Annotated in this window: 23 protein-coding genes and 1 tRNA gene; 13 read left to right on the top strand and 11 right to left on the bottom strand. The window is 76.3% G+C overall.

Annotation, left to right across the window (positions count from 1 at the left end; translation table 11 throughout):
• Positions 1-92 precede the first annotated feature (92 nt).
• The 6 genes from ACI79Z_RS06805 to ACI79Z_RS06780 form a co-directional block, all read right to left on the bottom strand.
• On the bottom strand, positions 93-1,916 hold the full coding sequence (locus ACI79Z_RS06805; RefSeq protein ID WP_456902134.1) for a protein kinase domain-containing protein: 1,824 nt from the start codon (positions 1,914-1,916) through the stop codon (positions 93-95).
• Positions 1,916-3,358: a peptidoglycan D,D-transpeptidase FtsI family protein gene (locus ACI79Z_RS06800; protein ID WP_456902133.1), complete on the bottom strand. Its 1,443-nt coding sequence runs from the start codon at positions 3,356-3,358 to the stop codon at positions 1,916-1,918. The genes ACI79Z_RS06805 and ACI79Z_RS06800 overlap by 1 nt, the downstream gene beginning before the upstream one ends.
• Positions 3,355-4,767, bottom strand: coding sequence for an FtsW/RodA/SpoVE family cell cycle protein (locus tag ACI79Z_RS06795; RefSeq protein WP_387988656.1), 1,413 nt, complete (start codon positions 4,765-4,767; stop codon positions 3,355-3,357). The genes ACI79Z_RS06800 and ACI79Z_RS06795 overlap by 4 nt, the downstream gene beginning before the upstream one ends.
• Complete coding sequence (locus tag ACI79Z_RS06790; protein ID WP_456902132.1) at positions 4,767-6,188, bottom strand: PP2C family protein-serine/threonine phosphatase; 1,422 nt, start codon at positions 6,186-6,188, stop codon at positions 4,767-4,769. The genes ACI79Z_RS06795 and ACI79Z_RS06790 overlap by 1 nt, the downstream gene beginning before the upstream one ends.
• Positions 6,189-6,255: 67 nt before the next feature.
• Positions 6,256-6,717, bottom strand: a complete 462-nt coding sequence (locus ACI79Z_RS06785; protein WP_387988658.1) for an FHA domain-containing protein FhaB/FipA — start codon at positions 6,715-6,717, stop codon at positions 6,256-6,258.
• A 13-nt stretch (positions 6,718-6,730) separates the two neighbouring features.
• The gene (locus ACI79Z_RS06780; protein WP_387988659.1) at positions 6,731-7,552 is read right to left on the bottom strand and encodes an FhaA domain-containing protein; all 822 of its coding nucleotides are present in this window, start codon (positions 7,550-7,552) and stop codon (positions 6,731-6,733) included.
• A gap of 176 nt (positions 7,553-7,728) precedes the next feature.
• On the opposite strand from ACI79Z_RS06780, the gene ACI79Z_RS06775 reads away from it, so the two are divergent.
• Both ACI79Z_RS06775 and ACI79Z_RS06770 read left to right on the top strand, forming a co-directional pair.
• A tRNA-Leu gene (locus tag ACI79Z_RS06775) sits at positions 7,729-7,811 on the top strand.
• A 240-nt stretch (positions 7,812-8,051) separates the two neighbouring features.
• On the top strand, positions 8,052-9,293 hold the full coding sequence (locus ACI79Z_RS06770) for an EAL domain-containing protein (protein ID WP_387988660.1): 1,242 nt from the start codon (positions 8,052-8,054) through the stop codon (positions 9,291-9,293).
• A 7-nt stretch (positions 9,294-9,300) separates the two neighbouring features.
• Here the strand turns inward: ACI79Z_RS06770 and ACI79Z_RS06765 are convergent, their stop codons facing one another.
• The 3 genes from ACI79Z_RS06765 to ACI79Z_RS06755 form a co-directional block, all read right to left on the bottom strand.
• Entirely contained in the window at positions 9,301-9,696 is a 396-nt protein-coding gene (locus ACI79Z_RS06765; RefSeq protein WP_387988661.1) for a nuclear transport factor 2 family protein, read from the bottom strand.
• 74 nt (positions 9,697-9,770) lie between these two features.
• Complete coding sequence (locus ACI79Z_RS06760; RefSeq protein ID WP_387988662.1) at positions 9,771-10,208, bottom strand: DUF1707 SHOCT-like domain-containing protein; 438 nt, start codon at positions 10,206-10,208, stop codon at positions 9,771-9,773.
• Positions 10,209-10,304: 96 nt separating this feature from the next.
• Positions 10,305-11,468 carry an acyl-CoA dehydrogenase family protein gene (locus ACI79Z_RS06755; protein ID WP_456902131.1) on the bottom strand — a complete coding sequence of 388 codons (1,164 nt, stop codon included), beginning with the start codon at positions 11,466-11,468 and terminating at the stop codon, positions 10,305-10,307.
• 96 nt (positions 11,469-11,564) lie between these two features.
• On the opposite strand from ACI79Z_RS06755, the gene ACI79Z_RS06750 reads away from it, so the two are divergent.
• From ACI79Z_RS06750 to ACI79Z_RS06735, 4 genes are all read left to right on the top strand, one after another.
• Positions 11,565-12,152, top strand: a complete 588-nt coding sequence (locus tag ACI79Z_RS06750; protein ID WP_387988664.1) for a TetR/AcrR family transcriptional regulator — start codon at positions 11,565-11,567, stop codon at positions 12,150-12,152.
• Entirely contained in the window at positions 12,149-12,619 is a 471-nt protein-coding gene (locus ACI79Z_RS06745) for a GNAT family N-acetyltransferase (RefSeq protein ID WP_456902130.1), read from the top strand. The genes ACI79Z_RS06750 and ACI79Z_RS06745 overlap by 4 nt, the downstream gene beginning before the upstream one ends.
• A gap of 236 nt (positions 12,620-12,855) precedes the next feature.
• Positions 12,856-13,497: an RNA polymerase sigma factor gene (locus ACI79Z_RS06740; protein ID WP_456902129.1), complete on the top strand. Its 642-nt coding sequence runs from the start codon at positions 12,856-12,858 to the stop codon at positions 13,495-13,497.
• Entirely contained in the window at positions 13,494-14,591 is a 1,098-nt protein-coding gene (locus tag ACI79Z_RS06735; protein WP_456902128.1) for a hypothetical protein, read from the top strand. The genes ACI79Z_RS06740 and ACI79Z_RS06735 overlap by 4 nt, the downstream gene beginning before the upstream one ends.
• Before the next feature lie 65 nt (positions 14,592-14,656).
• On the opposite strand, the gene ACI79Z_RS06730 is transcribed toward ACI79Z_RS06735, so the two are convergent.
• The gene (locus ACI79Z_RS06730) at positions 14,657-15,832 is read right to left on the bottom strand and encodes a DUF222 domain-containing protein (protein ID WP_456902127.1); all 1,176 of its coding nucleotides are present in this window, start codon (positions 15,830-15,832) and stop codon (positions 14,657-14,659) included.
• Between the two features lie 248 nt (positions 15,833-16,080).
• Between ACI79Z_RS06730 and ACI79Z_RS06725 the strand changes: the two genes are divergently transcribed.
• The 6 genes from ACI79Z_RS06725 to ACI79Z_RS06700 are packed head-to-tail and all read left to right on the top strand — an operon-like array spanning position 16,081 to position 21,427.
• On the top strand, positions 16,081-16,989 hold the full coding sequence (locus ACI79Z_RS06725) for an aldose epimerase family protein (protein ID WP_456902126.1): 909 nt from the start codon (positions 16,081-16,083) through the stop codon (positions 16,987-16,989).
• A 1-nt stretch (position 16,990) separates the two neighbouring features.
• Positions 16,991-17,701, top strand: a complete 711-nt coding sequence (locus tag ACI79Z_RS06720) for an MOSC domain-containing protein (protein ID WP_387988670.1) — start codon at positions 16,991-16,993, stop codon at positions 17,699-17,701.
• A gap of 16 nt (positions 17,702-17,717) precedes the next feature.
• On the top strand, positions 17,718-17,933 hold the full coding sequence (locus ACI79Z_RS06715; protein ID WP_387988671.1) for an RNA-binding S4 domain-containing protein: 216 nt from the start codon (positions 17,718-17,720) through the stop codon (positions 17,931-17,933).
• Positions 17,930-19,426, top strand: coding sequence for an RNB domain-containing ribonuclease (locus ACI79Z_RS06710; protein ID WP_456902125.1), 1,497 nt, complete (start codon positions 17,930-17,932; stop codon positions 19,424-19,426). Before ACI79Z_RS06715 ends, ACI79Z_RS06710 begins: the two co-directional genes overlap by 4 nt.
• On the top strand, positions 19,423-20,619 hold the full coding sequence (locus ACI79Z_RS06705) for a pyridoxal phosphate-dependent aminotransferase (RefSeq protein WP_387988673.1): 1,197 nt from the start codon (positions 19,423-19,425) through the stop codon (positions 20,617-20,619). Before ACI79Z_RS06710 ends, ACI79Z_RS06705 begins: the two co-directional genes overlap by 4 nt.
• A 22-nt stretch (positions 20,620-20,641) precedes the next feature.
• A complete protein-coding gene (locus ACI79Z_RS06700) occupies positions 20,642-21,427 on the top strand; it encodes a nitrilase-related carbon-nitrogen hydrolase (RefSeq protein WP_387988674.1) in 786 nt (261 codons plus the stop codon).
• On the opposite strand, the gene ACI79Z_RS06695 is transcribed toward ACI79Z_RS06700, so the two are convergent.
• Complete coding sequence (locus tag ACI79Z_RS06695; protein WP_456902124.1) at positions 21,424-22,455, bottom strand: PRC and DUF2382 domain-containing protein; 1,032 nt, start codon at positions 22,453-22,455, stop codon at positions 21,424-21,426. The two genes, ACI79Z_RS06700 and ACI79Z_RS06695, sit on opposite strands and share 4 nt — an antisense overlap.
• A gap of 126 nt (positions 22,456-22,581) precedes the next feature.
• Between ACI79Z_RS06695 and ACI79Z_RS06690 the strand changes: the two genes are divergently transcribed.
• Positions 22,582-24,225 (top strand): CYTH and CHAD domain-containing protein, encoded by a 1,644-nt coding sequence (locus ACI79Z_RS06690; protein WP_456902123.1) that lies wholly within the window; start codon positions 22,582-22,584, stop codon positions 24,223-24,225.
• Positions 24,226-24,237: the final 12 nt, after the last annotated feature.

Genomic DNA, 24,237 nt, shown 5'->3' with positions numbered 1-24,237 from the left:
CGGGCAGCAGGGAACGCCGGGAGTGCGCCCGGTTCCGGCGGTCACCCTAACGGGCGACGCCGCCCGGTCCCGGGCGGCGCGAGGGAGCGGCGTCACGCCGGCGGTTCCTGCGCGGCCACGTTCGCGGCGTCGGGCGGCCACTGGCCCTGCCCGTTGGTCGAGGCCCCGGCCCCCTCGCTCACCGTCGGCTCCGTGGTCTGCACGGGCGGCGGCGGCGCGGTGGTGCCGGGCTGGGTGACCGGCGGGCTGTCCGACGTCGTCGGCGCGGGCTGCTGCTGGGTGGTGGTGGTCGGGGCCGGCGTGGTCGTCGTCGGCGCGGGCTGCTGCTGGGTGGTGGTCGGCGCGGGGGTGTCCTCGTCGCCGGAGCCGCCGTCGTCCTGACCGCCGGAGTCGCCGCCGGTGTCCTCGGACTCCTCCTCCGGGGTGTAGTCCTCCTGGGCCACGTACAGGGTGACGGTGGAGCCGCGGGGGACCGGGATGCCGCTGGGGTCGACGGCGGCGACGTCGCCGGCGCTGAGCTCGATGCCCGCGGCCGCCAGCTGGCCGGCGTCGGCGTCGGCCCGGGTCACCTCGAGGCCGGCCTCCTCCAGCTCGGCCTGCACGTCGTCGGCGTCCTCGCCGATGTACTGCGACGCGGCGGGGATGTTGACCAGCTGCTGCGTCACGCCGGCCGAGCCGCTGGCCGACGAGGTGCTCGCCGAGGGGCCGGCGGTCGTGCCGTCGCGGTCGTCCCCACCGCCGAGGAGCAGCCAGGCGCCGGTGACCAGCCCGGCGACCACCAGCAGGGAGACCAGCGCCCACACCCACCGGCGGTCGCCCCGGCGCGGCGCGGCGCCGTCGTCCCACCGCCGCTCGTCGCCGTCGACGGGCGGGCCCTGCAGCGGGGGCATGGTGCGCGCACCGGCGGCGTGCCGGCCCCCGGTGCGCGGGCCGGCGGCCGCGGCGCCGAGGGCGGCGCCGGCGGCCGCCCCGGTGAGCGGACCGCCGAGGACGCGGGTGCCCTCGCCGTCGACCTCGGGGATCACCTCGGTCGGCGCGGCGGCCATCGCCCCGGTGGCCGACGTCGTGGGCGCGAGGCCGCCGCCGGCGGCCACCGAGCGGATCGCCGCGGCGAAGGCGGCGCCGTCGGTGAACCGGTCGGCCGGGTCCTTGGCCAGTGCGCGCTCGACCAGCAGCCGCACCGCCGGCGGGATGTCGCCCGGCAGGGGCGGCGGCGGGCGGTTGATGTGCGCCAGCGCGATGGCCACCTGGGAGGTGCCGTCGAAGGGCCGCACGCCGGTGAGGCACTCGTAGCCGACGACGCCGAGGGAGTAGACGTCGGAGGCGGCGGTGACCTCCATGCCCTGCGCCTGCTCCGGCGACAGGTACTGCGCGGTCCCGACCACCATGCCGGTGCGGGTCAGCGGCGTGGTGTCGCGGGCGCGGGCGATGCCGAAGTCGGTCAGCTTCACCACGCCGTCGGGCCGGACGATGAGGTTGCCCGGCTTGATGTCGCGGTGCACCACCCCGGCGGCGTGCGCGGCCGACAGGCCGTCGGCGGCCTGGCCGAGGACGTGCAGCGTCCAGTCGACCGGCAGCCGCCCCTCCTCGTGGAGGATCGTGACCAGCGGCTTGCCCTCGACCAGCTCCATGACGAGGAAGGCCAGCTGGCCGTTGCCGCCGTCGGCGCTGGTCTCGCCGTAGTCGTAGACCGAGGCGATGTTCGGGTGCGACAGGGCCGCGGTGTGCCGCGCCTCGTTGCGGAACCGGGCGACGAAGCTCGGGTCGCCCATGTACTCGCTGCGCAGCACCTTGGCGGCGACGACGCGGTCGAGGACGCGGTCGCGCGCCCGCCAGACCTCGCCCATGCCGCCCGTGGCGATCGGCTCGGTGATCTCGTAGCGGCCGGCCAGGATGGTGCCGGTGGACAGGGCCATCAGCCCCCCTGACCCTCGAGGTAGGCCTCGATCACGTCGCGCGCGATCGGGGCGGAGACGTCGCCGCCGGTACCCCCGCCGTTCGCCACGAACACCGCGACGGCGATCTGCGGGTCGTCGGCCGGGGCGAAGCCGATGAACCAGTTGTGGTCGGGGCCGGCGTTCTGCGCCGTGCCGGTCTTGCCGGCGACCTCGACGCCGGGCACCTGCGCGCGCCGGCCGCTGCCGTTCTCCACGACGCTGACCATCATCTCGGTGAGCTGGTCGGCGACCTCGGGCGTGACCGGCCGGGAGAACTCCTCCGGGTCGGACCGGTCGATGACGGTGAGGTCGGGGGCGCGCACCTGGTCGACGAGGTAGGGGGTCATCAGGGTCCCGTCGTTGGCCACGGCCGCGGCGATCATCGCCGCCTGCAGCGGGGTGGTCCGGACGTCGCGCTGGCCGATCGAGCTCTGGCCCAGCGCCGCTTCGCTCTCGATGTCGCCGATGCTGCTGCCGGCGACCTCCAGCGGGATCTCCATGCCGTCCCCGGTCATCCCGAACGCCTCGGCCATCTCCCGCACGCGGTCCTCGCCGAGGTCGATGCCCAGCTGCGCGAAGGCGGTGTTGCAGGAGATGGTCAGCGCGTCGATCAGCGACTGCTCCTGGCTGCTGCTGCAGGAGGACCCGTTGAAGTTCTCCAGCGTCGTCGACGTGTCCGGCAGGGTGAGCAGGTCGGGGGCGGGGACGACGGTGTCCGGGGTGTACTCGCCGGTCGCCAGCGCGGCCGCCGAGACGATCACCTTGAAGATCGAGCCGGGCGGGTAGTTGTCCTGGGTCGCCCGGTTGAGCCGCGGGTCGGTCTCCATCGCGTCCAGCTGGTCGGCGTAGGCGCGGATGGCGGCGGGGTCGTGGCTGGACAGCTGCCCGGGGTCGTAGGTGGGCGTGCTGGCCATGCCGAGCACCGCGCCGGTGGACGGGTCGAGCGCGACGACCGCGCCGGTGACGCCGTCGAGCCCGGCCATCGCGGCCTCCTGGACGGCGGCGTCCATCGTGAGGACGACGTCGCCGCCGGCCGGGTCGCGGCCGGTGAACAGGTCGGCCAGCCGCCGGGTGAACAGCCGGGCGTCGGAGCCGGTGAGCACGTCGTTGGCCGCGCGCTCCATCTGGGCGCTGTTGTAGAGCAGCGAGTAGTAGCCGGTGACCGCGGCGTACGTGGGCCCCTGCGGGTACTGCCGCAGGTACTCGAGCGTGTCCTGGGTGGGGACCGACAGGGCCACCTCGGTCCCGTCGACGACGATCGAGCCGCGCTCGCGCGAGTACTCCTCGGTGAGCACGCGGGTGTTGCCCGGGTCCTCGCGCAGCTCGTCGGAGCGCACGACCTGGATGTAGTTGACGTTGACGATGAGCAGCGTGAACAGCACGAGCACGCTGATCGCCACCCGGCGCAGCGGCGCGTTCACGTGGACACCACCTCGGTCGGGGCGTCGCCGAAGGCGGCCTTCGGGGGAGCGGGCGGGGTGGCCGGCCGGCGGGCGGCGTCGCTGATCCGCACCAGGATCGCGACCAGCCCGAAGTTGGCCACCAGCGAGGACCCGCCGTAGGCGACGAACGGCGTCGTCAGGCCGGTCAGCGGCAGCAGGCCGGTGACCCCGCCGAGGACGACGAACAGCTGCCAGGCGACGGCGAACGCCAGGCCGCCGGCCAGGAGCTTGCCGAAGGCGTCGCGCACGATCAGCGAGGTGCGCAGGCCGCGCTCGACGAGCACCAGGTAGATGACGATGACGGCGACCAGGCCGAACAGGCCCAGCTCCTCGCCGATCGCCGAGGCGATGAAGTCGCTCTTGGCCACCGGCACCTGGTCGGGGCGGCCGCCGCCGAGCCCGGCGCCGAACAGCCCGCCGGTACCCAGCCCGAACAGCGACTGGACCAGCTGGTAGCCGCCCTCGTCGCGGTAGGCGAAGGGGTCCAGCCAGGTGTCCACGCGCACGCGCACGTGGCCGAAGAGCTGGTAGGCGAGGAACGCGCCGCCGGCGAACAGCCCCAGGCCGATGAGCAGCCAGCTGGCCCGCTCGGTGGCGACGTAGAGCATCACCACGAAGATGCCGAACAGCAGCAGGGAGCTGCCCAGGTCGCGCTCGAAGACGAGCACGAGGATCGACACGACCCAGACCACCAGCACCGGGCCGAGGTCGCGGCCGCGCGGCAGCTCCAGGCCCATGACCCGGCGGCTGGCCAGCGCCAGCACGTCGCGCTTGTCGACCAGGTAGGCGGCGAAGAAGACGATCAGGCAGATCTTGGCGAACTCGCCGGGCTGGATGCTGAAGCCCGCGACCCGGATCCAGATCTTGGCGCCGTAGACCTCGGAGACCGACGCGGGCAGCACCGCGGGCAGCGCGAGCAGCACCAGGCCGACCAGGCCCAGGGTGTAGGCGAAGCGGGACAGCAGCCGGTGGTCGCGCAGCACGACGACGACAGCGACGAACAGCGCCACGCCCAGGGTCGCCCACAGCAGCTGGACCGGGGCGTCCTCGCGGGTGGCCTCGCCGTCCTGCAGCCCGGCGAGGTCGAGCCGGTGGATCATCGTCAGCCCGAGGCCGGTCAGCACCGCCACCGCGGGCAGCAGCAGCGGGTCGGCGTAGGGGGCGAACCGGCGGACGACGAGGTGCACGACCAGCCAGAGGGCGGTGAACCAGCCGCCGAAGGTCAGCAGGTCCGCGCGCAGCGAGCCGGTGACCGTGACGTCGACGATGCACTGCGCCGCGAGGGTGATGAGGACGGCGAACCCGAGCAGCGCGAGCTCGGTGTTGCGCCGCCGGGGCGGGACCGTCCCCGGCGCGGGGGCGCGCGGGTCGGTCGAGGGGCCGCCCATCACTCCGCCTCCCGGCAGTCCACCCCCGGCTCGGGCGACGACGACGGGGAGCCCGACGTCGGCGCGGCCTCGGTGCTGCCGCCCGCGCCCGACCCGGAGGGCAGCGCCCCGGCGTCCGGGGAGGGCAGCGCGCCGTCAGGGAGCGGCGACAGCGAGGCCTCGGCCGACGGGGGAGCGTCGTCCGAGGTGGTGGAGGGTTCGGGGTCGCACGGCGGGAGGGTCGCGTCGTGCAGGTCGCGCACGATGCGCTGCGCGTCGTCGGCGTCGCTGGCCTCGATGCCCTGCCGCACGCTGTTCTGGTCGTAGGAGGACAGGTCGTCGAGCGCGATGTCGGTGACGTCGTCGACCCGGTAGAGGTCCAGGCCGAGCAGGGCGGTGTCGAAGCCGCGGTAGACCGCGACCCGGTCGCCGCCGTCGGCGGCCGCGACGCCGACGAACCAGTGGGTGAGCACCCACAGCCAGGTGGCGATCGCGCCGACCGCCAGGACCAGCACCGCCCCCACAGCGACGAACAGCCGCCGCCGAGGGCGGCGGCGGTCGGGGGGAGCGGCGGCCGTGGAGCTGTTCGTCGGTGGTGGGGGCGGCGGGGGCGGGGGGTCGGCGAGCGCCGCCCGGCCGGCCGCCGAGCGGGGGTCGACCTCGCGCTGGCCGCGGTTGTCCCCGGCCGCGCCGTCGACCACCGGCTCCATGGAGGTGCCCGTGCCGGAGTCCTCGACGACGTCGGCGACGATCACGGTGATGTTGTCCGGGCCGCCGCTGCGCAGCGCCAGCTCGACGAGCCGGTCGGCGGTCGACTGCGGGTCGGGGTCCTTGAGCGCCTCGGCCAGCGTCTCCTCGCTGACCACGCCGGACAGGCCGTCGGAGCACAGCAGGTAGCGGTCGCCGGCGCGGGCCTCGCGCATCGACAGGTCGGGGTCGACGTCCTGGCCGTTGAGCGCCCGCAGCAGCAGCGAGCGCTGCGGGTGGTGGTTGGCCTCCTCGGGCGTGATCCGCCCGTCGTCGATGAGGGTCTGCACGAACGTGTCGTCGTGCGTGATCTGGGTGAGGACGCCGTCGCGCAGCAGGTAGGCGCGGGAGTCGCCGACGTGGCACAGCGCCAGCCGGCCGCCGGCGAACAGGACGGCGGTGAGCGTGGTGCCCATGCCCTCCAGCTGCGGCGACTCGCGGATGACCTCGCGCAGGTGCTCGCTGCCGTCGAAGACCGCCTCGCGCAGCGCCTGCAGCATGTCGCCGCTGGGCGCGTCGTCGTCGAGGTGCTCGAGCGCGGCGATGACCACCTTGCTGGCGACGTCGCCCGCGGCGTGCCCGCCCATGCCGTCGGCCACGGCCAGCAGCCGGGGCCCGGCGTAGACCGAGTCCTGGTTGTTGCCGCGGACCAGACCGCGGTCGGAGCGGGCGGCGTAGCGCAGCGCGAGGCTCATCGGGACCTGCTCACGTCTGGTCTGCCGCTCCCCGTGGTCGTCTGCGTGCTCGTCCGGAAGGTGCCCATCAGCGCAGCTCCAGGGCGGTCTGACCGATGCGGATCGGCTGGCCGGGAGCCACGAGCAGCGGCCCCTGCACCCGCTGCTGGTCGAGGTAGGTGCCGTTGGTCGAGCCGAGGTCCTCGACGTACCACTGCCCGCTGCGGTTGGTCAGGCGGGCGTGCCGCGAGCTGGCGAAGTCGTCGGTGAGGACGAGCGTCGAGTCGTCGGCGCGGCCGATGAGGATGGGCTGCTCCCCGAGCGTGATCTTCGTCCCGGTCAGCGGACCGGCGGTCACCACGAGTGTGCGGGGGCCGCGTCCGCGCTTGCGGGCGGGGGTCGCCGCGGCGCGGGGCGGGACCGAGGCGACCCGCCCCGTGCGGCCGCCGAACAGGTCGGCGCGGACGACGCGGAACGCGGCGAAGATGAACAGCCAGAGCAGCAGCAGGAACCCGAAGCGGAAGACCTGCAGCACGATCTCGGCGGTCACGGCCGGCTCCCGTTCACGCGCCGTCCTGCCGGTACACCAGCACCGAGTGGCCGATGCGGATGACGTCGCCGTCGGACAGCGCCTGCCGGCTGACCCGGCGGCCGTTGACCAGCGTGCCGTTGGTCGACCCGAGGTCCTCGACGACGGCGGTCCCGTTCTCCAGGACGCAGTCGGCGTGCTTGCGGCTGACGCCGGTGTCGGGCAGCCGGATGTCGGCGTCGGTGCCGCGGCCGATGACGTTGCGGCCGGTGGTGAGCTCGTGCCGGGTGCCGGGCCCGTCGACGACGAGCACGTGGGTGACGCCGGGGCGGGAACCCGCGCGGCCGACCACCGAGGGGTGCTGCCGCCCGGTGTCGGTGGCCACGCGGCCGTGCAGCGGCGGGAGCGGGGGGACCGCGCCGGAGCCGTGCAGCGGCGGCGCCGGCGGGACGGCGGGGGAGTCGGCGCGCGAGCCGGGGCGGGCGGGGTCGGCGACGTGCGAGCTGACCTCGAACACGCCGGTCGGCAGGTCGTCGTCGCGCTCGAGGCGGACCTGGACCTCGCCGAAGACCTGCCAGCCCTCGTCCTCGATGTGCTCGGACACCATGTCGGCGAGCTCGGAGGCGAGCTGCCCGGACCACTCGGCGAGGTTGTCGTAGTCGGTGGGGCCCAGGCGGACGTCGTAGACGTTGGGCGCGAGCACCCGGCCCTCGCCCATGACCGACTTCTGCTCGTCGGCCTCCCGCTGCAGCGCCTTGGCGATCTCGGCGGGGTGGACCTTGCCCTTGAAGATCCGGGCGAAGGCGAAGCCGACCATCCCCTCGAGCCGTCGCTCGAAGCGCTGCAGCACGCCCACAGTCGCTCCCCCACGCTCGCCCGTACAGGTGATCCTCGACTGATCGTAGCCGGGTGGTTGCGTCGTGACCGGCCAGGAGCGCGTGACACCCCCGGGCCCGGCCGGCGCCGCCGGGCCCGGGAGCGGGACCCCTCCGCCGGGTCCCACCGGCGGGCTGCTACTGTCGTTCCTCGCCAGGGCAAGTGGCGGAATGGCAGACGCGCACGGTTCAGGTCCGTGTGTCCGGAAGGACGTGGGGGTTCAACTCCCCCCTTGCCCACCCAGGCTGACGGCCCCCGGGGATCCCCCGGGGGCCGTCCGCGTGTCCGGGGCGGCCGCACCGGGCAGCGGCAGACGGGCGCCACGGGGCCCGGCCGTGTGGTGGTCCGTGCGGGCCGCGGCGCCGCAGCGGCGGGTCGTCGGTGATCGCGGGTCACCTCTGCGGGTTGGCGAGGTCGAGGACGTGCACGGTGCGGCGGACGGTCGCGGGACGAGGGCGCCGGCCCCCCCGGGGGACGCGGTGAGGGGGTTCCGCCCGGGGCGGCGGGAGGCGGATGCCGACGCGGACCAGCTGCGGCGGCTGCTGGTGGAGACCGCCCGGCTGGAACGCCTCCAGGCCACCCTCCTGGACAACATCGTCGAGGGCGTGCTGCTCCAGGACCCCAGCGGACGGGTGATGGCGAGCAACCCGGCAGCCCGTCGCATCCTCGGGCTCAGCGCCGAGCGGCTGCACGGCCAGCAACTGAACCGGCTCCGCTCGGCGCTGCACTCCGACGGCGGCAGCTGGTCGACCGACGAGCGACCCACCCGCTCGACGGTGCGCACCGCGACCGGCGTCCGTGGTCAGGTCGTCGGGATCCACCTCGACGACGGCGAGCTGCGGTGGCTGTCGGTGAACACCGACCCGGTGACGCACCCCTCCGGAGAGGTCGAGTACGTCGTCTCCTCCATCCGCGACGTCACCGAGCAGCACGCGGCCGCCCTCGTCGAGCGGCAGGCCGCGCGGGAGCGCACCCGACGGGTCCGGCAGGTGCTGGAGGACGGCGGTCCGCGCGTCGTCGTCCAGCCCATCGTCGAGCTGGCCACCGGGCGGACGGTCGGCGTGGAGGCGCTCGCCCGCTTCCCCGGGCAGTTCGGTCACCCACCCGACGTCTGGTTCGCCGACGCCGCCGCCGTGGGGCTGGGGGTGCAGCTCGAGCTGGCCGCGGTCGAGCGCGCGCTCGCCACCCTCGACCGGCTGCCCCCCGACGTCTACCTGTCGGTGAACGCGACGCCGGCCGCGATCGGCTCCCCGGAGCTGGTCGAGCTGCTCACGGCGGCCCCTGCGGAGCGGCTGGTGCTGGAGATGACGGAGCACGACCCGGTCGCCGACTACGGCCGGTTGACCGAGCCGCTGGGCCGGCTGCGGCGGGCCGGGGTGCGGCTCGCGGTCGACGACGCCGGCTCGGGGTTCGCCTCCCTGCAGCACATCCTCGAGCTCGCCCCCGACGTCATCAAGCTCGACCGGGCCCTGGTGCGGGACGTCGACACCGACCCCGCCCGGGCGTCCCTGGCGGTCAGCCTCGTCCTCTTCGCCGACCGCATCGGCGCCGACCTGGTCGCCGAGGGGATCGAGAGCGAGTCCGAGCGGGCCGCCCTGGAGGGCGTGGGCGTCCGCTACGGCCAGGGCTTCCACCTGGGCCCTCCCGCCCCCGGCGCGGCGTTCGAGGAGCGGGCCGGCGCCGCCGTCCGCACGCGGGAGGCCGGGCGGTCCGGCCGGTGACGGCGGACTACGCGGTGCCGGCGGTCTCCTGCAGGAAGGCGGCGGAGTCGTAGTAGGTGCGGACGCCGGTCAGCAGGCCGTCGTCGGACCCGTCGCCCTCGATCACGGTGACGCCGCGGTAGGTGAACGGCTTCCCGTTGCGCAGCGTGCCGCGCGACTCCCACTCCAGCGCGGCCGTGTTCTCCCCGACGGACCGCGACGTGAACGTCGTCTCCAGGTCGCCGAAGACGTTGCGGTAGTCCTCCCAGAAGCGCCGGGCGCCGTCGCGGCCGCGCGCCTCGTGGTCCTGGTTGAGCTTCATCAGCTCGGCGTCGTCGCCGGTGAGGTCGACCAGCGGCTGCGGGTCGCGCTCGGCGTCGAGGTGGTGCAGGGCGTCGGCGAAGCGCTCGGTGAGCGTGTGCACGGTGGTCCTCCGGGGCTCTCGGCTGCGGTCCCCCGGAGGGCTACCCGGCGGATGCGGGACGGACCCGCACCGGTTCAGGCGGCCGGCCGCCGTCCACCGCGCCGCTCGCCGAGGGTGCGGGCGAGCAGGACGACGCCCCACGGGCCGACGACCCACACCGGCCACGGGTAGACGAGGTCACCGCTGCCGAGCATCGACACCAGCCAGATGCCGACGACGATCACGCCGGTCACCAGCCAGCTCGTCCAGGCCGCGCGCAGGTCGTTCCCCCACGCGCCGTGCCAGGCGCCGCCGTACGCGGCCGCGGCGGCAGGGTGGGGCGCCGGGCGGGCGGGGTGGGGCAGGTCCGCGGTGAGTTCGGCCAGCTCGCCGTAGGTCCGGGCGGTGTGCGCGCGGGCCGACCGGTCCTCGTACTCGGCCAGGGTCAGCCGGCCGTCGGCCAGCGACTCGTCGAGGCGGGTGACGACGGCGGCGCGGTCGGCGTCGGCGGCGCGCAGGTGCGGCTCGGGCATCTCGGGGCTCCTCGTCGGCGGGTGACCCGAGTCTTTCCCGCCGCGACGGCGGTCACCATTGACAGACGTCACGAGTCGGCCGTGCGTCCTGCACGGTCAGCCGTTCGCGGGCACGGCCTCCCTGGCCAGGTGCTTGCCGATGACCATCCGCTGGATCTGGTTGGTGCCCTCGAAGATCTGCATGACCTTCGCCTCGCGCATGTACCGCTCGGCGGGGTGGTCGCGGGTGTAGCCGGCCCCGCCGAGCACCTGCACGGCGTCGGTGGTGACCTTCATGGCGGCGTCGGTGGCGACCAGCTTGGCGATGCTGGCCTGCCGGGCGTAGGGCTTGCCGGCGTCCTTGCGGCGGGCGGCGACCAGGTAGGTGGCGCGGGCGGACTCGACGGCGGCGGCCATGTCGGCCAGCAGGAACGCCACGCCCTGGTGGTCGACGATGCGCCGGCCGAACGCCTCCCGCTCGAGCGCGTAGGCGACCGCGACGTCGAGCGCGGACTGCGCCAGCCCGACGGCGACGGCGCTGACCCCGAGCCGGCCGGAGTCCAGCGCGCCGAGGGCGATGGCCAGGCCGCGGCCGCGCTCGCCGACCATCCGGTCGGCGGGCACCGCGACGTCGTCGAGCCGGATGGCGGCGGTGGTGGAGCCGGTGAGGCCCATCTTCTGCTCGGGCGGCGCGGCGGAGAAGCCGGGCAGGTCGGGGGTGAGGTGGAAGCAGGAGATGGCCCGCTCGCCGTCGTCGGGGGTGCGCAGGAAGGTCGTGTAGAAGTCGGCCTGCCCGCCGTGGGTGACCCAGGCCTTCTCGCCGGTGGCCACCCAGCCGTCCTCGGTGGTCTTGGCGGCGGCGCGCATGGCCGCGGGGTCGGAGCCGGCGTGCGCCTCGGACAGGCAGTAGGCGCCGAGCAGCCGGCCGCCGACCATCTCCGGCAGCCACCGCTCGCGCTGCTCGGGGGTGCCGAACCGGTCGACCGGGCCGCAGGCGAGGGTGTGCACGCTCACCCCCAGCGCGACGCTGGCCCAGCGCATGGCCAGCTCCTCGACCACCTGCAGGTAGACCGCGTAGGGCTGCCCGCCGCCGCCGACGTCCTCGCCGAAGGGCAGGCCCAGCAGGCCCGCCTCGCCGAGCAGGGTGAACACCTCCCGCGGGAAGCGCTCCTCGCGCTCGTACTCCCCGGCCCGCGGCGCCAGTTCGGCGTCGGCGATCTCGCGGGTGAGCGCGATGAGGTCGGCGGCCTCCTGGGTGGGCAGCTCACGGTCGACGGCCACGGGGTCCCCCTCGTCGCGGATCAGCGGCAGTACCGGCAACAGTACGGCAGTACTGTCCGTCGTCCAGGGGCATGCTGTCCGCCCGGAGGAGGTGCCGTGACGACGACCGACACCGGCGAGCGGCGGCTGACCGCGCGCCAGGCGCAGCTGCTCGACCAGCTCACCGAGGTGTTCCTCGCCGAGGGCTTCGCCGGGTTCACCCTCGAGGACCTCGCCGTCCGGCTGCGCTGCTCCAAGACGACGCTGTACGCGCTCGCCGACAGCAAGGAGCAACTCGCCGTCCGGGTGGTGCGGCACTTCTTCCGCCGGGCGACGGCCGCCGTCGAGGCGCGGACCGCCGGGGAGACCGACCCGGCGCGGCGGGTCACCGCGTACCTGGAGGCCGTGGCGGGGGAGCTGACCCCGGCGTCGCGGGCGTTCTACCGCGACCTGGAGGCGTTCCCGCCGGGACGGGCGGTGTACGAGCACAACACCGCCGCCGCCGCCGAGCGGGTGACCGCGATGATCGCCGACGGCGTCGCGGCCGGCCGGTTCCGCGAGGTGCACCCGGCCCTGGTGGCCGACACCGTCACCACGCTGATGTCGCGCATCGGCCGGGGCGACACCGCCCGCGCCACCGGCCTGGACGACGCCGCCGCCTACCGCGAGCTCGCCGCGCTGCTGCTGCACGGGATCAGCCGGTGACGGTCCTGCTCGAGCCCGCCGCCTGGGACGACGACGAGGTGCGGCGGCTGACCACCGCCCAGCAGGCCGAGCTGCGGGCCCGCTACGACGGCGACGGCGAGCCGGGGACGCCGCCGTCGGCCGCGGACGTCAGCGTCGTCCTGGTCGCACGGGACCCGGACGGGACGGCGGTCGGCTGCGGTGCGCTGCGCGCCCTGGGCGACGGCGTGGCCGAGGTCAAGCGCATGTACGTGGCGCCGGAGGCCCGCGGCCGGGGCGTGTCCAAGCTGGTGCTCGCGGGGCTGGAGGCCGCGGCGCGCGAGCGCGGCTGGACGACGCTGCGGCTGGAGACCGGCCCGCGCCAGCCCGAGGCGATCGCGCTGTACGAGGGGGCGGGCTACCGTCCGATCCCCGCGTTCGGCGCCTACGTCGACGCCCCGGACGCCGGGTGCTCGCTGTACTACGAGCGGGACCTCGGCCCGGCCTGACCGGGCTCGGGGGTCAGGCCGGCAGGAGGTCGTCGGCCTCGTCGGGCAGCGTCCACGCCGGGTGCCGGTGAAGCAGCAGACCGGAGGCCAGCCACGGCAGGAAGCCGAGGCAGAGGGTCAGGGCGGTGTGCCGGGTGCCGGCGGCGAGGGCGATGCCGCCCCGCGAACCGGATCCGGGCGACCGGACATGAAGAGGTGTGACGACCTCACCTCCCGCGGCTGGATCATCACCACCCGTGACAGCGCTCCCTGAGAACCGGGCGGCGGACCCGCCGCCGGGCGCCGTCCCGCTGCGCGCGCTGCCGTCGTCGCTGCCGACCGACGCCGAGGTGCTCGCCGGGTCGCTCGCCGAACCGGAGGTGTTCGCGACGCTGTTCGACCGGCACGCCGCCGCGGTGCACCGCTACCTGGGCCGGCGGGTCGGTGAGCTGGCCGACGACCTGCTCAGCGAGACGTTCCTCGTCGCCTTCCGCCGACGGGCCGACTACCGGCCGGAGCGCCTGGACGTGCGGCCCTGGCTGATCGGCATCGCGACCAACCTGGTGCACGGCGCCGCGCGGGCCGAGCGGCGCCGCTACCGGGTGCTGGCCCGGGCGGCGGCCGAGCCGGACGCCCGCCCCGACGACGACCCGCACGACCGGCTCGACGCCGAGGCGCTGCGCGGCCCGCTGGCGGCTGCGCTCGCCGGGCTCAAGGCCCCCGACCGCGACGTCCTGCTGCTCGTGGCCTGGGGCGACCTGTCCTACGAGGAGGTCGCCACGGTGCTCGGCGTCCCGGTGGGCACCGTCCGTTCCCGCCTGCACCGCGCCCGCCGCCAGACCCGTGCCGTGCTCGAGGCGCCCACCCTGTCCGACCTGCTGTCGGAGGAGACCCGATGAACGAGACGACCCTGCTCCGCGAGGCCGGGCCCGAGGCGCCGGCACTGACGCCCGCCGCGCGCGCGGCCGCCCGCGCCGCCCTGCTGGAGGAGATCGCGGCAGCCGGGACCCGCCGGTGGCGGTCGCGGCTGCCCGGGCGGCGGGTGTCGCTGCGCATCGGCACCGCGCTGGTCGCCGTCGCCGCCGCCTGGACGACGGCGGTCGTGGTCGCGCCCGAGGACGCCGTGCCGCAGTCCCCCGCCCCGTCGGCCGCCGCGCCGGCGCCGGGCGGGATCACGCTGGTCGCGGCCGAGGCCGTCACCTTCCCGGTCGCCCTCGACCCGGTGCCCGAGGGGCTGGCGCCGCTCCACAGCCGGCGCGGTGGCATGCCCCGGTACGGGAGCACGCCGCCGTACTTCGTCGCCGCCTACGAGCCCGCGTACCTGGTCTCCGGCGGCCCCGGTGCCACCGAACCGGCGTCGGGCGACCCGGGCCGGGTCCTGCTCGGCCTCTATCCGGAGGACCCCCGGTCCTCGGAGGAGTACGGGTTCTGGCCGGAGGGCGAGCCGACCGGGACGGCGACCGTCGACGGCGCCGAGGCCTCCGTCTGGACGGAGGACGGCACGGTCAGCCTGCTGTGGGAGCGCCCGGACGGGCAGTGGGTGTGGCTGGCGGGCGAGGGCGCCCAGGCCCGCGCCGAGGCGCTGGTCGCGGTGGGGGAGTCGATCGTCGACCGGCCGCAGCCGGTGGGGCTCCAGTTCGGGTTGGCGCCGGCCGGCTGGTCGGTGGGCGGCTACGAGGAGAGCCGGAGCCTCGACCTGGTCAGCGACGCCGATCCGCTGCAGTCGCTGCGGCTCAGCGCGACGGGTGCCCAGTACACCGGGACCATCGACGGGCTCCTCGACGGGATGCCGACGGCCGCCCCGGCGGAGACGGTGACGGTCCAGGGCCGGCCGGGGCGCCTGGCGCTCCTGACCGGTGACGTCGGGACCCCGCCCTCCTGGACGCTCCTCGGCCAGCTCCCTGACGGGCGGTTCTTCCAACTCCTGGCACCGCAGGAGCTGACCCGCGAGCAGCTGCTGCAGATCGGTGAGCAGGTGACCGCCGCATCCTGACCGCGAGCACGCGTGCACGGCCGTCCGCTGGGGGAGCGGGCGGCCGTGCACGCGTGCGGGCGCGGTCAGGCGGCGGGGGCGAGCAGCGGCGCGGGGGTGGTGATCTCGGTGCCGTCGGGCCGGTGGGTGCGCCATCGGCCGTCCGGTCGTCGCTCGACCCGGAACCCGTGGTGGACCTTGGTGTGGTGGCGCTCGCACAGCAGGGCTGCGTTGTCGAGGCTGGTGTCGCCGCCGTCGATCCAGTGGACCAGGTGGTGGACGTCGCACCACCAGGTCGGTGCGCCGCAGCCGGCGAACACGCACCCGCCGTCGCGGAGTTCGGCCGCCGTGCGGAGGTGGCGGCTCATCAGCCGCTGCTCGCGGCCGAGGTCCAGTGGTGCGCCGTCGGGGCCGAGCACCACGCGGGAGACGGCGCCGTCGCAGGCCAGCCAGCGGGCTCTCGCGGCGGAGATGGTGGCGCCGAAGCCCATCCGCCCGGCGTTGGGACGCTCGTGCGGGTCGACCAGGTCGTCGAGGTCGATGACGACGGCGAGCTGCGGCTTGTGCCCGCGCAGCTGCGGCAGCGAGCCGGCGGCGAGGGCGTTGTCGGCGAGCTGCACCAGCGCGTCTCCCAGGCGCTGGGCGCGGCTGCGCCCGTCGCCGGCGGGGCGGTCGGCCTGCACATGGGCCTCGAGTGCGGTCTGCAGCCTCTCCCCGCCGACCGCGTCCAGGTGGCCGCGGAAGGACAGCGACCCGTCGGCGTGCCGGGACAGCGTCAACGACCGGCCCTCGGTGGGGTCCGGTTCCGGGCCGTCGGGATCGAGGGCGTTGCAGTAGTGCTGCACCACCGCGACGAGGTCGGCGTGCGGCTGCTCGATCGCGACGCCGGTGAGCACCGCGTCGACCACCGCCAGGTCCACACGCTGGTCGGCGGCCGAGGCCAGCCGCTCGGGGGTCACCGCCCGCGCCGCGACGGCGACCTGCTCGGCGGACACGAGACCGGCGTCGTGCGCCTCGGCGAGCGCGGGCAGGTGCTCCAGCGCCCGCCCGTTGCGTACGAGCCGGGCGGCCTCGGCGGCCGACAGCCGGCAGTGCCCACGCAGCCAGGAGGCCATCGACCTCAGGCCGTCCCGCTCGGGTGCCTGCTCGAGTCCGGCGGCCCGGACCCGACGGGCGAGGCGGGCGTCGATCCGGTGGCGCTCGGCGACCAGCGCGGCGACGTCGTCGAGGACGTCCCCGCTCCCCGGCTCACCCGAACACATGATCGAGGAATAGTCGATCAGAGACCCCGGCGCGACGTGAATCCGCAGCTCAGAGCCGTGTCCACAGATCCCGGGAGGACCTCGACAGGCGGGGGAGCGGGGACATGAGCAGCCTCGGCCGGCGACCTGGCCGGGCCGCGGCACCGTCGAGCTGGCCCACGAGGCGGACGGCGTCGTCCTCCCGCTCGATCACGGGCTGGGCCCGCGCGGCGCCGGTGTGGTGGGGTGAGCCGGTGAGCGTGCCGCCGATGACCGCCTGGCCGCAGACCGAGCCGGCGGAGGTGGAGCTCGTCCGCGGGGCCACCCGCCTCGCCGTCGACCTGCGCGGTGGCGGGCTGCGCGCCCTGACCGCCGGCGGCTGGGACGTCCTCGACGGCTATCCCGCGGGCACGGTGCCCGCCGGGCGGCGCGGCGGCGTCCTGCTGCCGTGGCCGAACCGGCTGCGCGACGGGCGGTGGACGTGGGAGGGGCAGCGGCTCCAGCTCGACGTCGCGGCGCCCGGCAAGCCCGCCGCGCACGGCCTGGTCACCTGGCAGCGGTGGGAGGTGCTGGCCCGCCACTCCGACGCGGTCACCGTCGGCACCGTCGTCGAGGCCCGCCCCGGGTACCCGTTCCGCCTCGCGGCCGCCGTCGACCACCTCCTCGGCGAGGACCGGCTCACCGTCACCGTCCGGGTCCGCAACGCCGGGGACCGGCCCGCGCCGTTCGGCGTCGGCATGCACCCCTACCTGTCGGTCGGGGCGGACGCCGACGGCGGCATCGGTGACGCCGAGCTCACCGTCCCCGCGCGAACCGCCCTCGACCTCGACGGCGGTCTGCCCACCGGCACCCGCCGGCCCTTCGACGGCGCCGTCGGCCGGATCGGCGACCGCGCCCTCGACGACGCCGTCACCGACCTCGACCGCGACGACGACGGGTGGGCGCGGGTGCGGCTGCGCGGCGCCGCCGGCGCGCTCGAGCTCGCCGTCGACCGGTCCTGGCCGTGGCTGCAGGTCTACAGCGGCGACACGCTGCCCGAGGGCCAGCGGCGGCGCAGCCTCGCCGTCGAGCCGATGACGTGCCCGCCGAACGCGCTGGCCGACGACGCCGACCTCGTCGTCCTCGACCCGGGGGAGACCTGGTCGGGCACGTGGACCCTCACCTGGACGGCGGCCTGACGTGCGGGTGCAGGAGCTCTGGCGCTACCCGGTGAAGTCGCTGCAGGGCGAGCGGCTCGACGCCGTCGACGTCGGCCCCGAGGGGCTGGCCGGGGACCGCCGGTGGGCGCTGTTCGACCGGTCCACCGGCTTCGGCCTCACCGCCCGCCGCGTCCCCGACCTGCTGTTCGCCTCGGGCCGGCTGCGGGCCGACGGCGGCGTCGAGGTGGTCCTCCCCGACGGCACGGTCACCGGCGACGACGCCGTCCTCTCCGCCTGGCTCGGGAAGCCGGTGGCGCTGCGCGCGGCGGAGGCCGTCCGCGGCCCGCGGCAGTACGAGGACCCGGTCGACGACGAGGACGGCGGACCGTGGGACGCCTGGGAGGGCGCGTCCGGCGCCTTCCACGACAGCTCGCGGATCCGCGTCTCCCTGGTCTCCACCGGCACGCTCGGCACCTGGGACCGGCGGCGGTTCCGCGCCAACGTGCTGCTCGACGGCGCGGGCGAGGACGACCTGGTCGGGTCGACGGTGCGGCTGGGCACCGCGGTGCTCGACGTGCTCAAGCCGGTCAGCCGCTGCGTCATGGTGACCCGGCCGCAGCCGGGCGGCATCGGCCGCGACACCGGCGTCCTCAAGACCGTGCACCGCGAGCGCGGCGGCACGCTGGCGGTCGGCGCGCTGGTGCCGGTGGCGGGCCGGGTGGCCGTCGGTGACGCGCTCGTCCCCGCCTGAGGGCACGATCGACGTCGTGCGCACCGTCGAACTGCGTCCCGGTGAGGACTCCATCCGCCTCGGTCAGCTGCTCAAGCTCGTCGACGCCGTGCCGACCGGCGCGCAGGTCAAGGACGTGCTGGTCACCGGCGCGGTGCGGGTGAACGGCGAGCCCGAGGAGCGCCGCGGCCGGCAGGTGCGCCGGGGCGACGTCGTCTCGATCGAGGGCGCCGAGGACGTGCGCGTCGCGTGAGCCCCGACGCGGGTTCCACGTGGAACGACGACGCACCTCCGGCTGCCGGGTTCCCCGCGACCAGGGACCGGTTCCCCCTCGCCCTGCCGCGGTGGCCGGAGGCCGCGCCCGCCGGGCCGGACTTCGCCGCGATCCGCGCGGAGCACGACGTCCCCGAGTCCTTCCCGGCCGACGTGCTCGCCGAGGCCGAGCGGGTCGCGGCGGCCCTCCCGCTGCCGGACGAGGACGCCACCGCCCTCCCGCTGGTGACCGTCGACCCGCCGGGCAGCCGCGACCTCGACCAGGCGGTGCACCTGGCGCGGGAGGACGGCGGCTACGTCGTCCGCTACGCCATCGCCGACGTCGGCTCGGTGGTGCCCCCCGGCAGCGCGCTCGACGCCGAGGCGCGGCGCCGCGGCCAGACCCTCTACAGCCCCGACCGGCGCACCCCGCTGCACCCGCCGGTGCTCAGCGAGGGCGCGGCCAGCCTCCTGCCAGGGCAGGACCGCCCCGCCGCGCTGTGGACCGTCCGGCTCGACGCCGACGGCGAGGTGCGTGGCGTCGACCTGCGGCGGGCCCGCGTCCGCAGCCGCGCGCAGCTGGCCTACCCCGGCGTCCAGGCGCAGGCCGACGCCGGCACCCTCCCCGACCCGATCGCGCTGCTGCCCGAGGTCGGCCGGCTGCTCGAGCGGCGCGCGGCCGACCGCGGCGCCGTCGAGCTCGGCACCCCGGAGCAGCAGGTGGTGCGCGGTCCCGACGGCGGCTGGACGCTGGTCGCCCGCGCGGACCTGCCGGTCGAGGGCTGGAACGCGCAGGTCTCGCTGCTCACCGGCCGGGTCGCGGCCCGGCTCATGCTCGACGGCGGCGTGGGCGTGCTGCGCACCCTGCCGCCCGCCCGGCCGGAGGACGTCGAGCGCCTGCGCCGGCTGGCCCCCGCGCTCGGCGTGCGGTGGCCGGACGGCGCCGGGCCGGGAGAGGTCCTCGCCGGGCTCCACGTCGCCGACCCCCGGCACGCGGCCTTCCTCGAGGAGGCGGCCGCCCTGCTGCGCGGCGCGGCCTACACGCCCTTCGACGGCGACCCGCCCGGGCAGACCGGCCACGCCGGCGTCGGCGCACCGTACGCGCACGTCACCGCCCCGCTGCGCCGGCTGGTCGACCGGTTCGCCACCGAGGTCTGCCTCGCGCTGGCCGCCGGCCGCGAACCCGACCCCGCGGTGCGCGCCGCCCTGCCGGAGCTGCCCGGCCTCATGGCCGCCTCCGACCGGCGCACCCGGGCGGTCGAGCGGGCCGCCGTCGACGCCACCGAGGCCTGGCTGCTCGCCGGCCGCGAGGGCGCGCTGTTCGACGCCGTCGTGGTCGACACCGACGGCGACCGCGGCACCGTCGTCCTCGCCGAGCCCGCGATCCGGGCCCGCTGCACCGGCACCGGCCCGGCCGCCGGCTCCCGGGTGCGGGTGCGGCTCGCCGAGGCCGACGTCGCCCGCCGCTCGGTCCGCTTCGAGGTGGCCGCATGAGCCGCGAGCCGTACCTCGCCGACCGGCTGCAGGGCTTCGGGACGACGGTGTTCGCCGAGATGAGCGCGCTCGCCGTCGCCACCGGGTCGATCAACCTCGGCCAGGGCTTCCCCGACACCCCCGGCCCCGCGGAGGTCCTCGACGTCGCCCGCGCCGCCATCGGCACCATGGCCGACCAGTACCCGCCCGGCCCCGGCACCCCGGAGCTGCGGACGGCGATCGCCGCGCACGTGCGGCGCTTCCGCGGGCTCGCCTTCGACCCCGACACCGAGGTGCTGGTCACCGCCGGCGCCACGGAGGCCCTCACCGCCGCCATGCTGGCGCTGGTCGAGCCCGGCGACGAGGTGGTCCTGTTCGAGCCGGTCTACGACAGCTACGCCGCGGCGGTGGCCATGGCCGGCGGCGTGCTGCGCCCGGTGCCGCTGAGCCCGCCGCCGGCCGACACCGAGGGCGGCGTCTGGACGTTCGACCCCGCCGACCTGCGCGCCGCCGTCACCCCGCGGGCGAGGCTGCTGCTGCTCAACACCCCGCACAACCCCACCGGCAAGGTGTTCAGCCGGGCGGAGCTGGACCTGGTCGCCGAGGTGGTCCTCGAGGCGGGCCTGCTGCTGGTCACCGACGAGGTCTACGAGCACCTGGTGTTCGACGGCGCCGAGCACGTCCCCGCGGCGACCCTCCCGGGGCTGCGCGAGCGGACGCTGGTGGTCGGCAGCGGCGGCAAGACGTTCAGCACGACCGGCTGGAAGGTGGGCTGGGCCTGCGGGCCGGCGCCGCTGGTGGCCGCCGTCCGCACCGCCAAGCAGTTCCTGACCTACGTCAACGCCGGGCCCTTCCAGCCCGCGGTCGCCGCCGGGCTCGCGCTGCCCGACGCCTACTTCACCGGCATCGCCCGGGACCTGCAGCGCCGCCGCGACGTCCTGGTCGCCGGGCTGCGCGCCGCCGGTCTACCCACGATCAGCCCGCAGGCCACCTACTTCGCGATGGTCGACGTCCGCGGCGTGCAGCCCGACGGCGACGGCCTGGCCTTCTGCCGCGCCCTGCCGGAGCGGGCGGGGGTGGTGGCGGTGCCCGCCGGCGTCTTCTGGACGGCGGGCCACGCCGACCTCGGCCGCCACCTCGTGCGGTTCGCCTTCTGCAAGCGCGACGAGGTCCTCGACGAGGCGGTTGCGCGCCTGACGAGGATGTCCGCATGAGGTCCGGCCGGGGAGGCGCAGCGTGAGGTTCGGGATCGTCCAGCACGACATCGTGTGGGAGGACCGGGAGGCCAACTACGCCCGGCTGGCGCCGCAGGTCGCCCGCGCGGCGGCCGCCGGGGCGGAGTTCGTGCTGCTCGGCGAGACGTTCTCCACCGGCTTCTCGATGACGCCGGGCATCGGCGAGCCCGAGGACGGGCCGTCGGCGTCCTTCCTGCGCGCGCAGGCCGCCGAGCACGGCGTCTGGGTGGCCGGCACCTGCCCGGAGGTCGCCCCGGGCGCGGACCTCCCCTACAACTCGTTCGTCCTGGCCGGTCCCGACGGCACGGTGCACCGCTACCGCAAGCTGCACCCGTTCACCCACGGCGGCGAGGCCGAGCGCTACCGCGCCGGCGACGGCCCGGTGACGGTGACCGTCGGCGACCTGCGGATCACGCCGTTCGTCTGCTACGACCTGCGCTTCGCGGACGTGTTCTGGGCCGCCGCCGAGACCACCGACGTCTACCTCGTGACGGCGAACTGGCCCTCGGCCCGCCGGCACCACTGGACGACGCTGCTGCAGGCGCGCGCCATCGAGAACCAGGCCTACGTGGTCGCCTGCAACCGGGTGGGCACCGGCGGGGACGGCCTGCACCACGCCGGGGACAGCCGGGTCGTGGACCCGATGGGCGAGGTGCTGGCCGCCGCCGCGGGTGGCGAGACCCTCGTGCTGGCCGACGTCGACCCCGCCGAGGTCACCGCCACCCGCAAGCGGTTCGCCTTCCTCGCCGACCGTGGGAGGACCCCGCTGCCCCCCACCGCCGGCTAGCTCGCGGCGGGCCCCTGCAGCGGGGCCGTCCCGGCACGTCCCGGCTGCGGCGAGCGCGTCTGGTCGACGACGATCTGCTCCCGCCGCACCTGCTCGCTGACCCGCTCCTGGCCCTGCACCACCTCGGTGGTCAGCCGGACCCGCTCGACCGGCACGACCTCGACCGACACGACCGGCCGCTCGGCGTGCAGCACGATCTCCCCGGGCAGGCCCCCGGTGCCGGTGCCGGTGCCGGCCGACGGCGCGCCGGTGACGGGCGCCGTCCCGTCGGCGGGCTGCAGCGACTCGCCGGGGAGGTCGGGGGCGTCGAGGGGCACGTGCTCGACGCGGATCTCCTCGCGCCGGATCGGCACGGTCACCTGCACCTCCTCGGTGACCACGTACTTGACCAGCCGCACCCGCGTGGCCGCCACCTGCTCGGTGCCCACGCGCAGCTGCTCCTCGCTGCGGGTCATCGCGCCGTCGGTGGGCGGCGCGGCGTGCCGGGCGGCGGGCTCCGCCGGCGCGGGCGGGGCGGCCTGCTCGGTGGTGGTCCGCGTCGCGGTGGCCGGCGGGGGGACCGGCCGGGTGGGGGTGTCCGCGACCGTCCCGCCGGGAGCCGGCACGTCGGTCGCGGGCCCGGCCCCCACGGGGGCCGGGCCGGTCCCCGACGGCGCCCCGGGCTGCCCGGCCGCGACGCCGGGCGCGGGCTGCCCGGCCGCGACGCCGGGCGCCGCGCCGGCCGTCAGCCCGTAGTGCTGCCGCAGCGCGGCCTCCTCCTCCGGGCCGAGGTGGTCGCCGCCCAGGTGCGGGGCGGACCGGACGGCGTCCTTGTGCACGGGCACGCTCAGCACGCCGTCGTCGAAGGTCGCCTGGGTGGCCGGGACGATCGAGTGCCGGGTGCCGAACAGGCCGGTGCTCACGGCCACCCAGGTGGGCGCGCCGGTGCGGTCGTCGACGAAGAAGCTCTCGACGGTGCCGATCTTCTCGCCGTCGGGGCCCTGCACCGTGCTCCCGATCGCCGCGGACAGGTCTCGCTCGCTCAACACGGTGCTCGCCTCCTCCGTCGACACCCCGGCTGGCGTCGTTTCCGCGGGGGAGTGCCCGCACGGGTGTGTTCCGACACCCGCCTGCGCCTACGGTCGGGTGCGACGGGAACCCAGGAGGAGGACGACGTGGGCAGCGGACAGCTCGAGGTCGAGCGCAAGTTCGAGACGGGGCCGGACGTCGTCCTCCCCGACCTGACGACCGTGGACGGCGTCGCGGCGATGGGGGACCCGGTCACCCACGACCTGGACGCCACCTACTTCGACACCCCGGACCTGCGGCTGGCCCGCGCGCGGGTCACGCTGCGCCGGCGGACCGGCGGCACCGACGCCGGCTGGCACCTCAAGCTGCCCACCGCCGTCGCGGGCTCCCGCCGGGAGGTGCACGCCCCGCTGGGCACCCGCCGCACGGTCGTGCCGCGGGCGGTGACCGAGCCGGTGACCGCCGTCCTCCGCGGCGCCAGGCTCGGACCGGTCGCCACCCTGCAGACGACGCGGCAGGTCACGCACCTGCTCGCCGACGACGGCCGCGTGCTCGCCGAGGTCGCCGCCGACACCGTCACCGGCACCGCGCTGGCCCCCGACCCCGAGAGCCCGGCGACCGTCACGACCTGGCGCGAGCTGGAGGTGGAGCTGGTCGAGGGCGACCAGGCGCTGCTCGACGGCGTCACCGCGGCGCTCGGCGCGGCGGGCATCGAGCCGTCCGACCTGCCGTCCAAGCTCTCCCGCGTGCTGGCCGACCGGCTCGCGGCGCTCGCCCCGCCGCGCACGGCGTCCGGCGACGGGGACGGTGGCGACGCGAAGGGCGACGGGAGGGGCGACGGGAGGGGCGACGGGAGGAAGGCGAAGAAGAAGGCGCGGAAGGAGGACGGGCCGACGGCGGCCGAGGTGGTGCTGGGCGCGCTGCGGACCCAGGTCCAGGCGCTGCAGACCGCCGACATCGGCGTCCGCACCGGCGACCCCGAGGGCGTGCACGACCTGCGCGTGGCCTGCCGCCGGCTGCGCAGCATCCTGGCCGCGTTCCGGCCGGTGCTCGACCGCACCGCCACCGACCCGGTCCGCGACGAGCTCCAGTGGATCGGCGCCGCGCTCTCCGGCGCCCGCGACGGCGAGGTGGCCCTCGAGCACCTCAGGTCCGTCGTCGCGGCGCAGCCGGTCGAGCTGGTCCGCGGCCCGGTGGCCGCCCGGCTGCGGTCCACCGAGGTGGCCGACGTCGAGCGGGGGCGCAAGGCGGCGGTCCGGGCGCTGTCGGACCGGCGGCACCTGGCGCTGCTTGACGCCCTCGACGCGCTGCTCACCGACCCGCCGCTGGCCGAGGCGGCCGGCGAGCCCGCGCACGCCGTCCTCACCGACGCGGTCAAGCGCACGGGCAAACGGCTGCGGGCCCGCACCGCCGAGGCGCGCGAGCGCGAGGCCCGGGACCCGGGCGCGCACGAGGACGAGACCGAGCACGCCCTCCACGAGGTGCGCAAGGCGGCCAAGCGGGTCCGCTACACCGCGGAGGTCGCCGCGCCGGTGCTCGGGGCGCCCGCCGAGGCCCTGGTCGCCTGCATGAAGGAGGTGCAGGACGTGCTCGGCGAGGCCCAGGACACCGTCGTCGCCCGGCAGTGGTGCCTGCGGCTGGCCGCGGCCGCCGTCGGGGCGGGGGAGGACACCTTCACCTACGGCCGGCTGCACGCCCTGGAGGAGCTGCGCGCCGAGCACGCCGACCAGCGGTTCTGGGCACTCGAGCCCACCCTGCGCGCCGCGGTGAAGGCGGCCGCGAGGGCCTGACCGCGCGTACCG

This window comes from Geodermatophilus sp. SYSU D00663 (genome assembly GCF_054050655.1).
The sequence above is the reverse complement of the archived record's forward strand: the minus strand, read 5'-3'. Positions and strand labels throughout refer to the sequence as shown.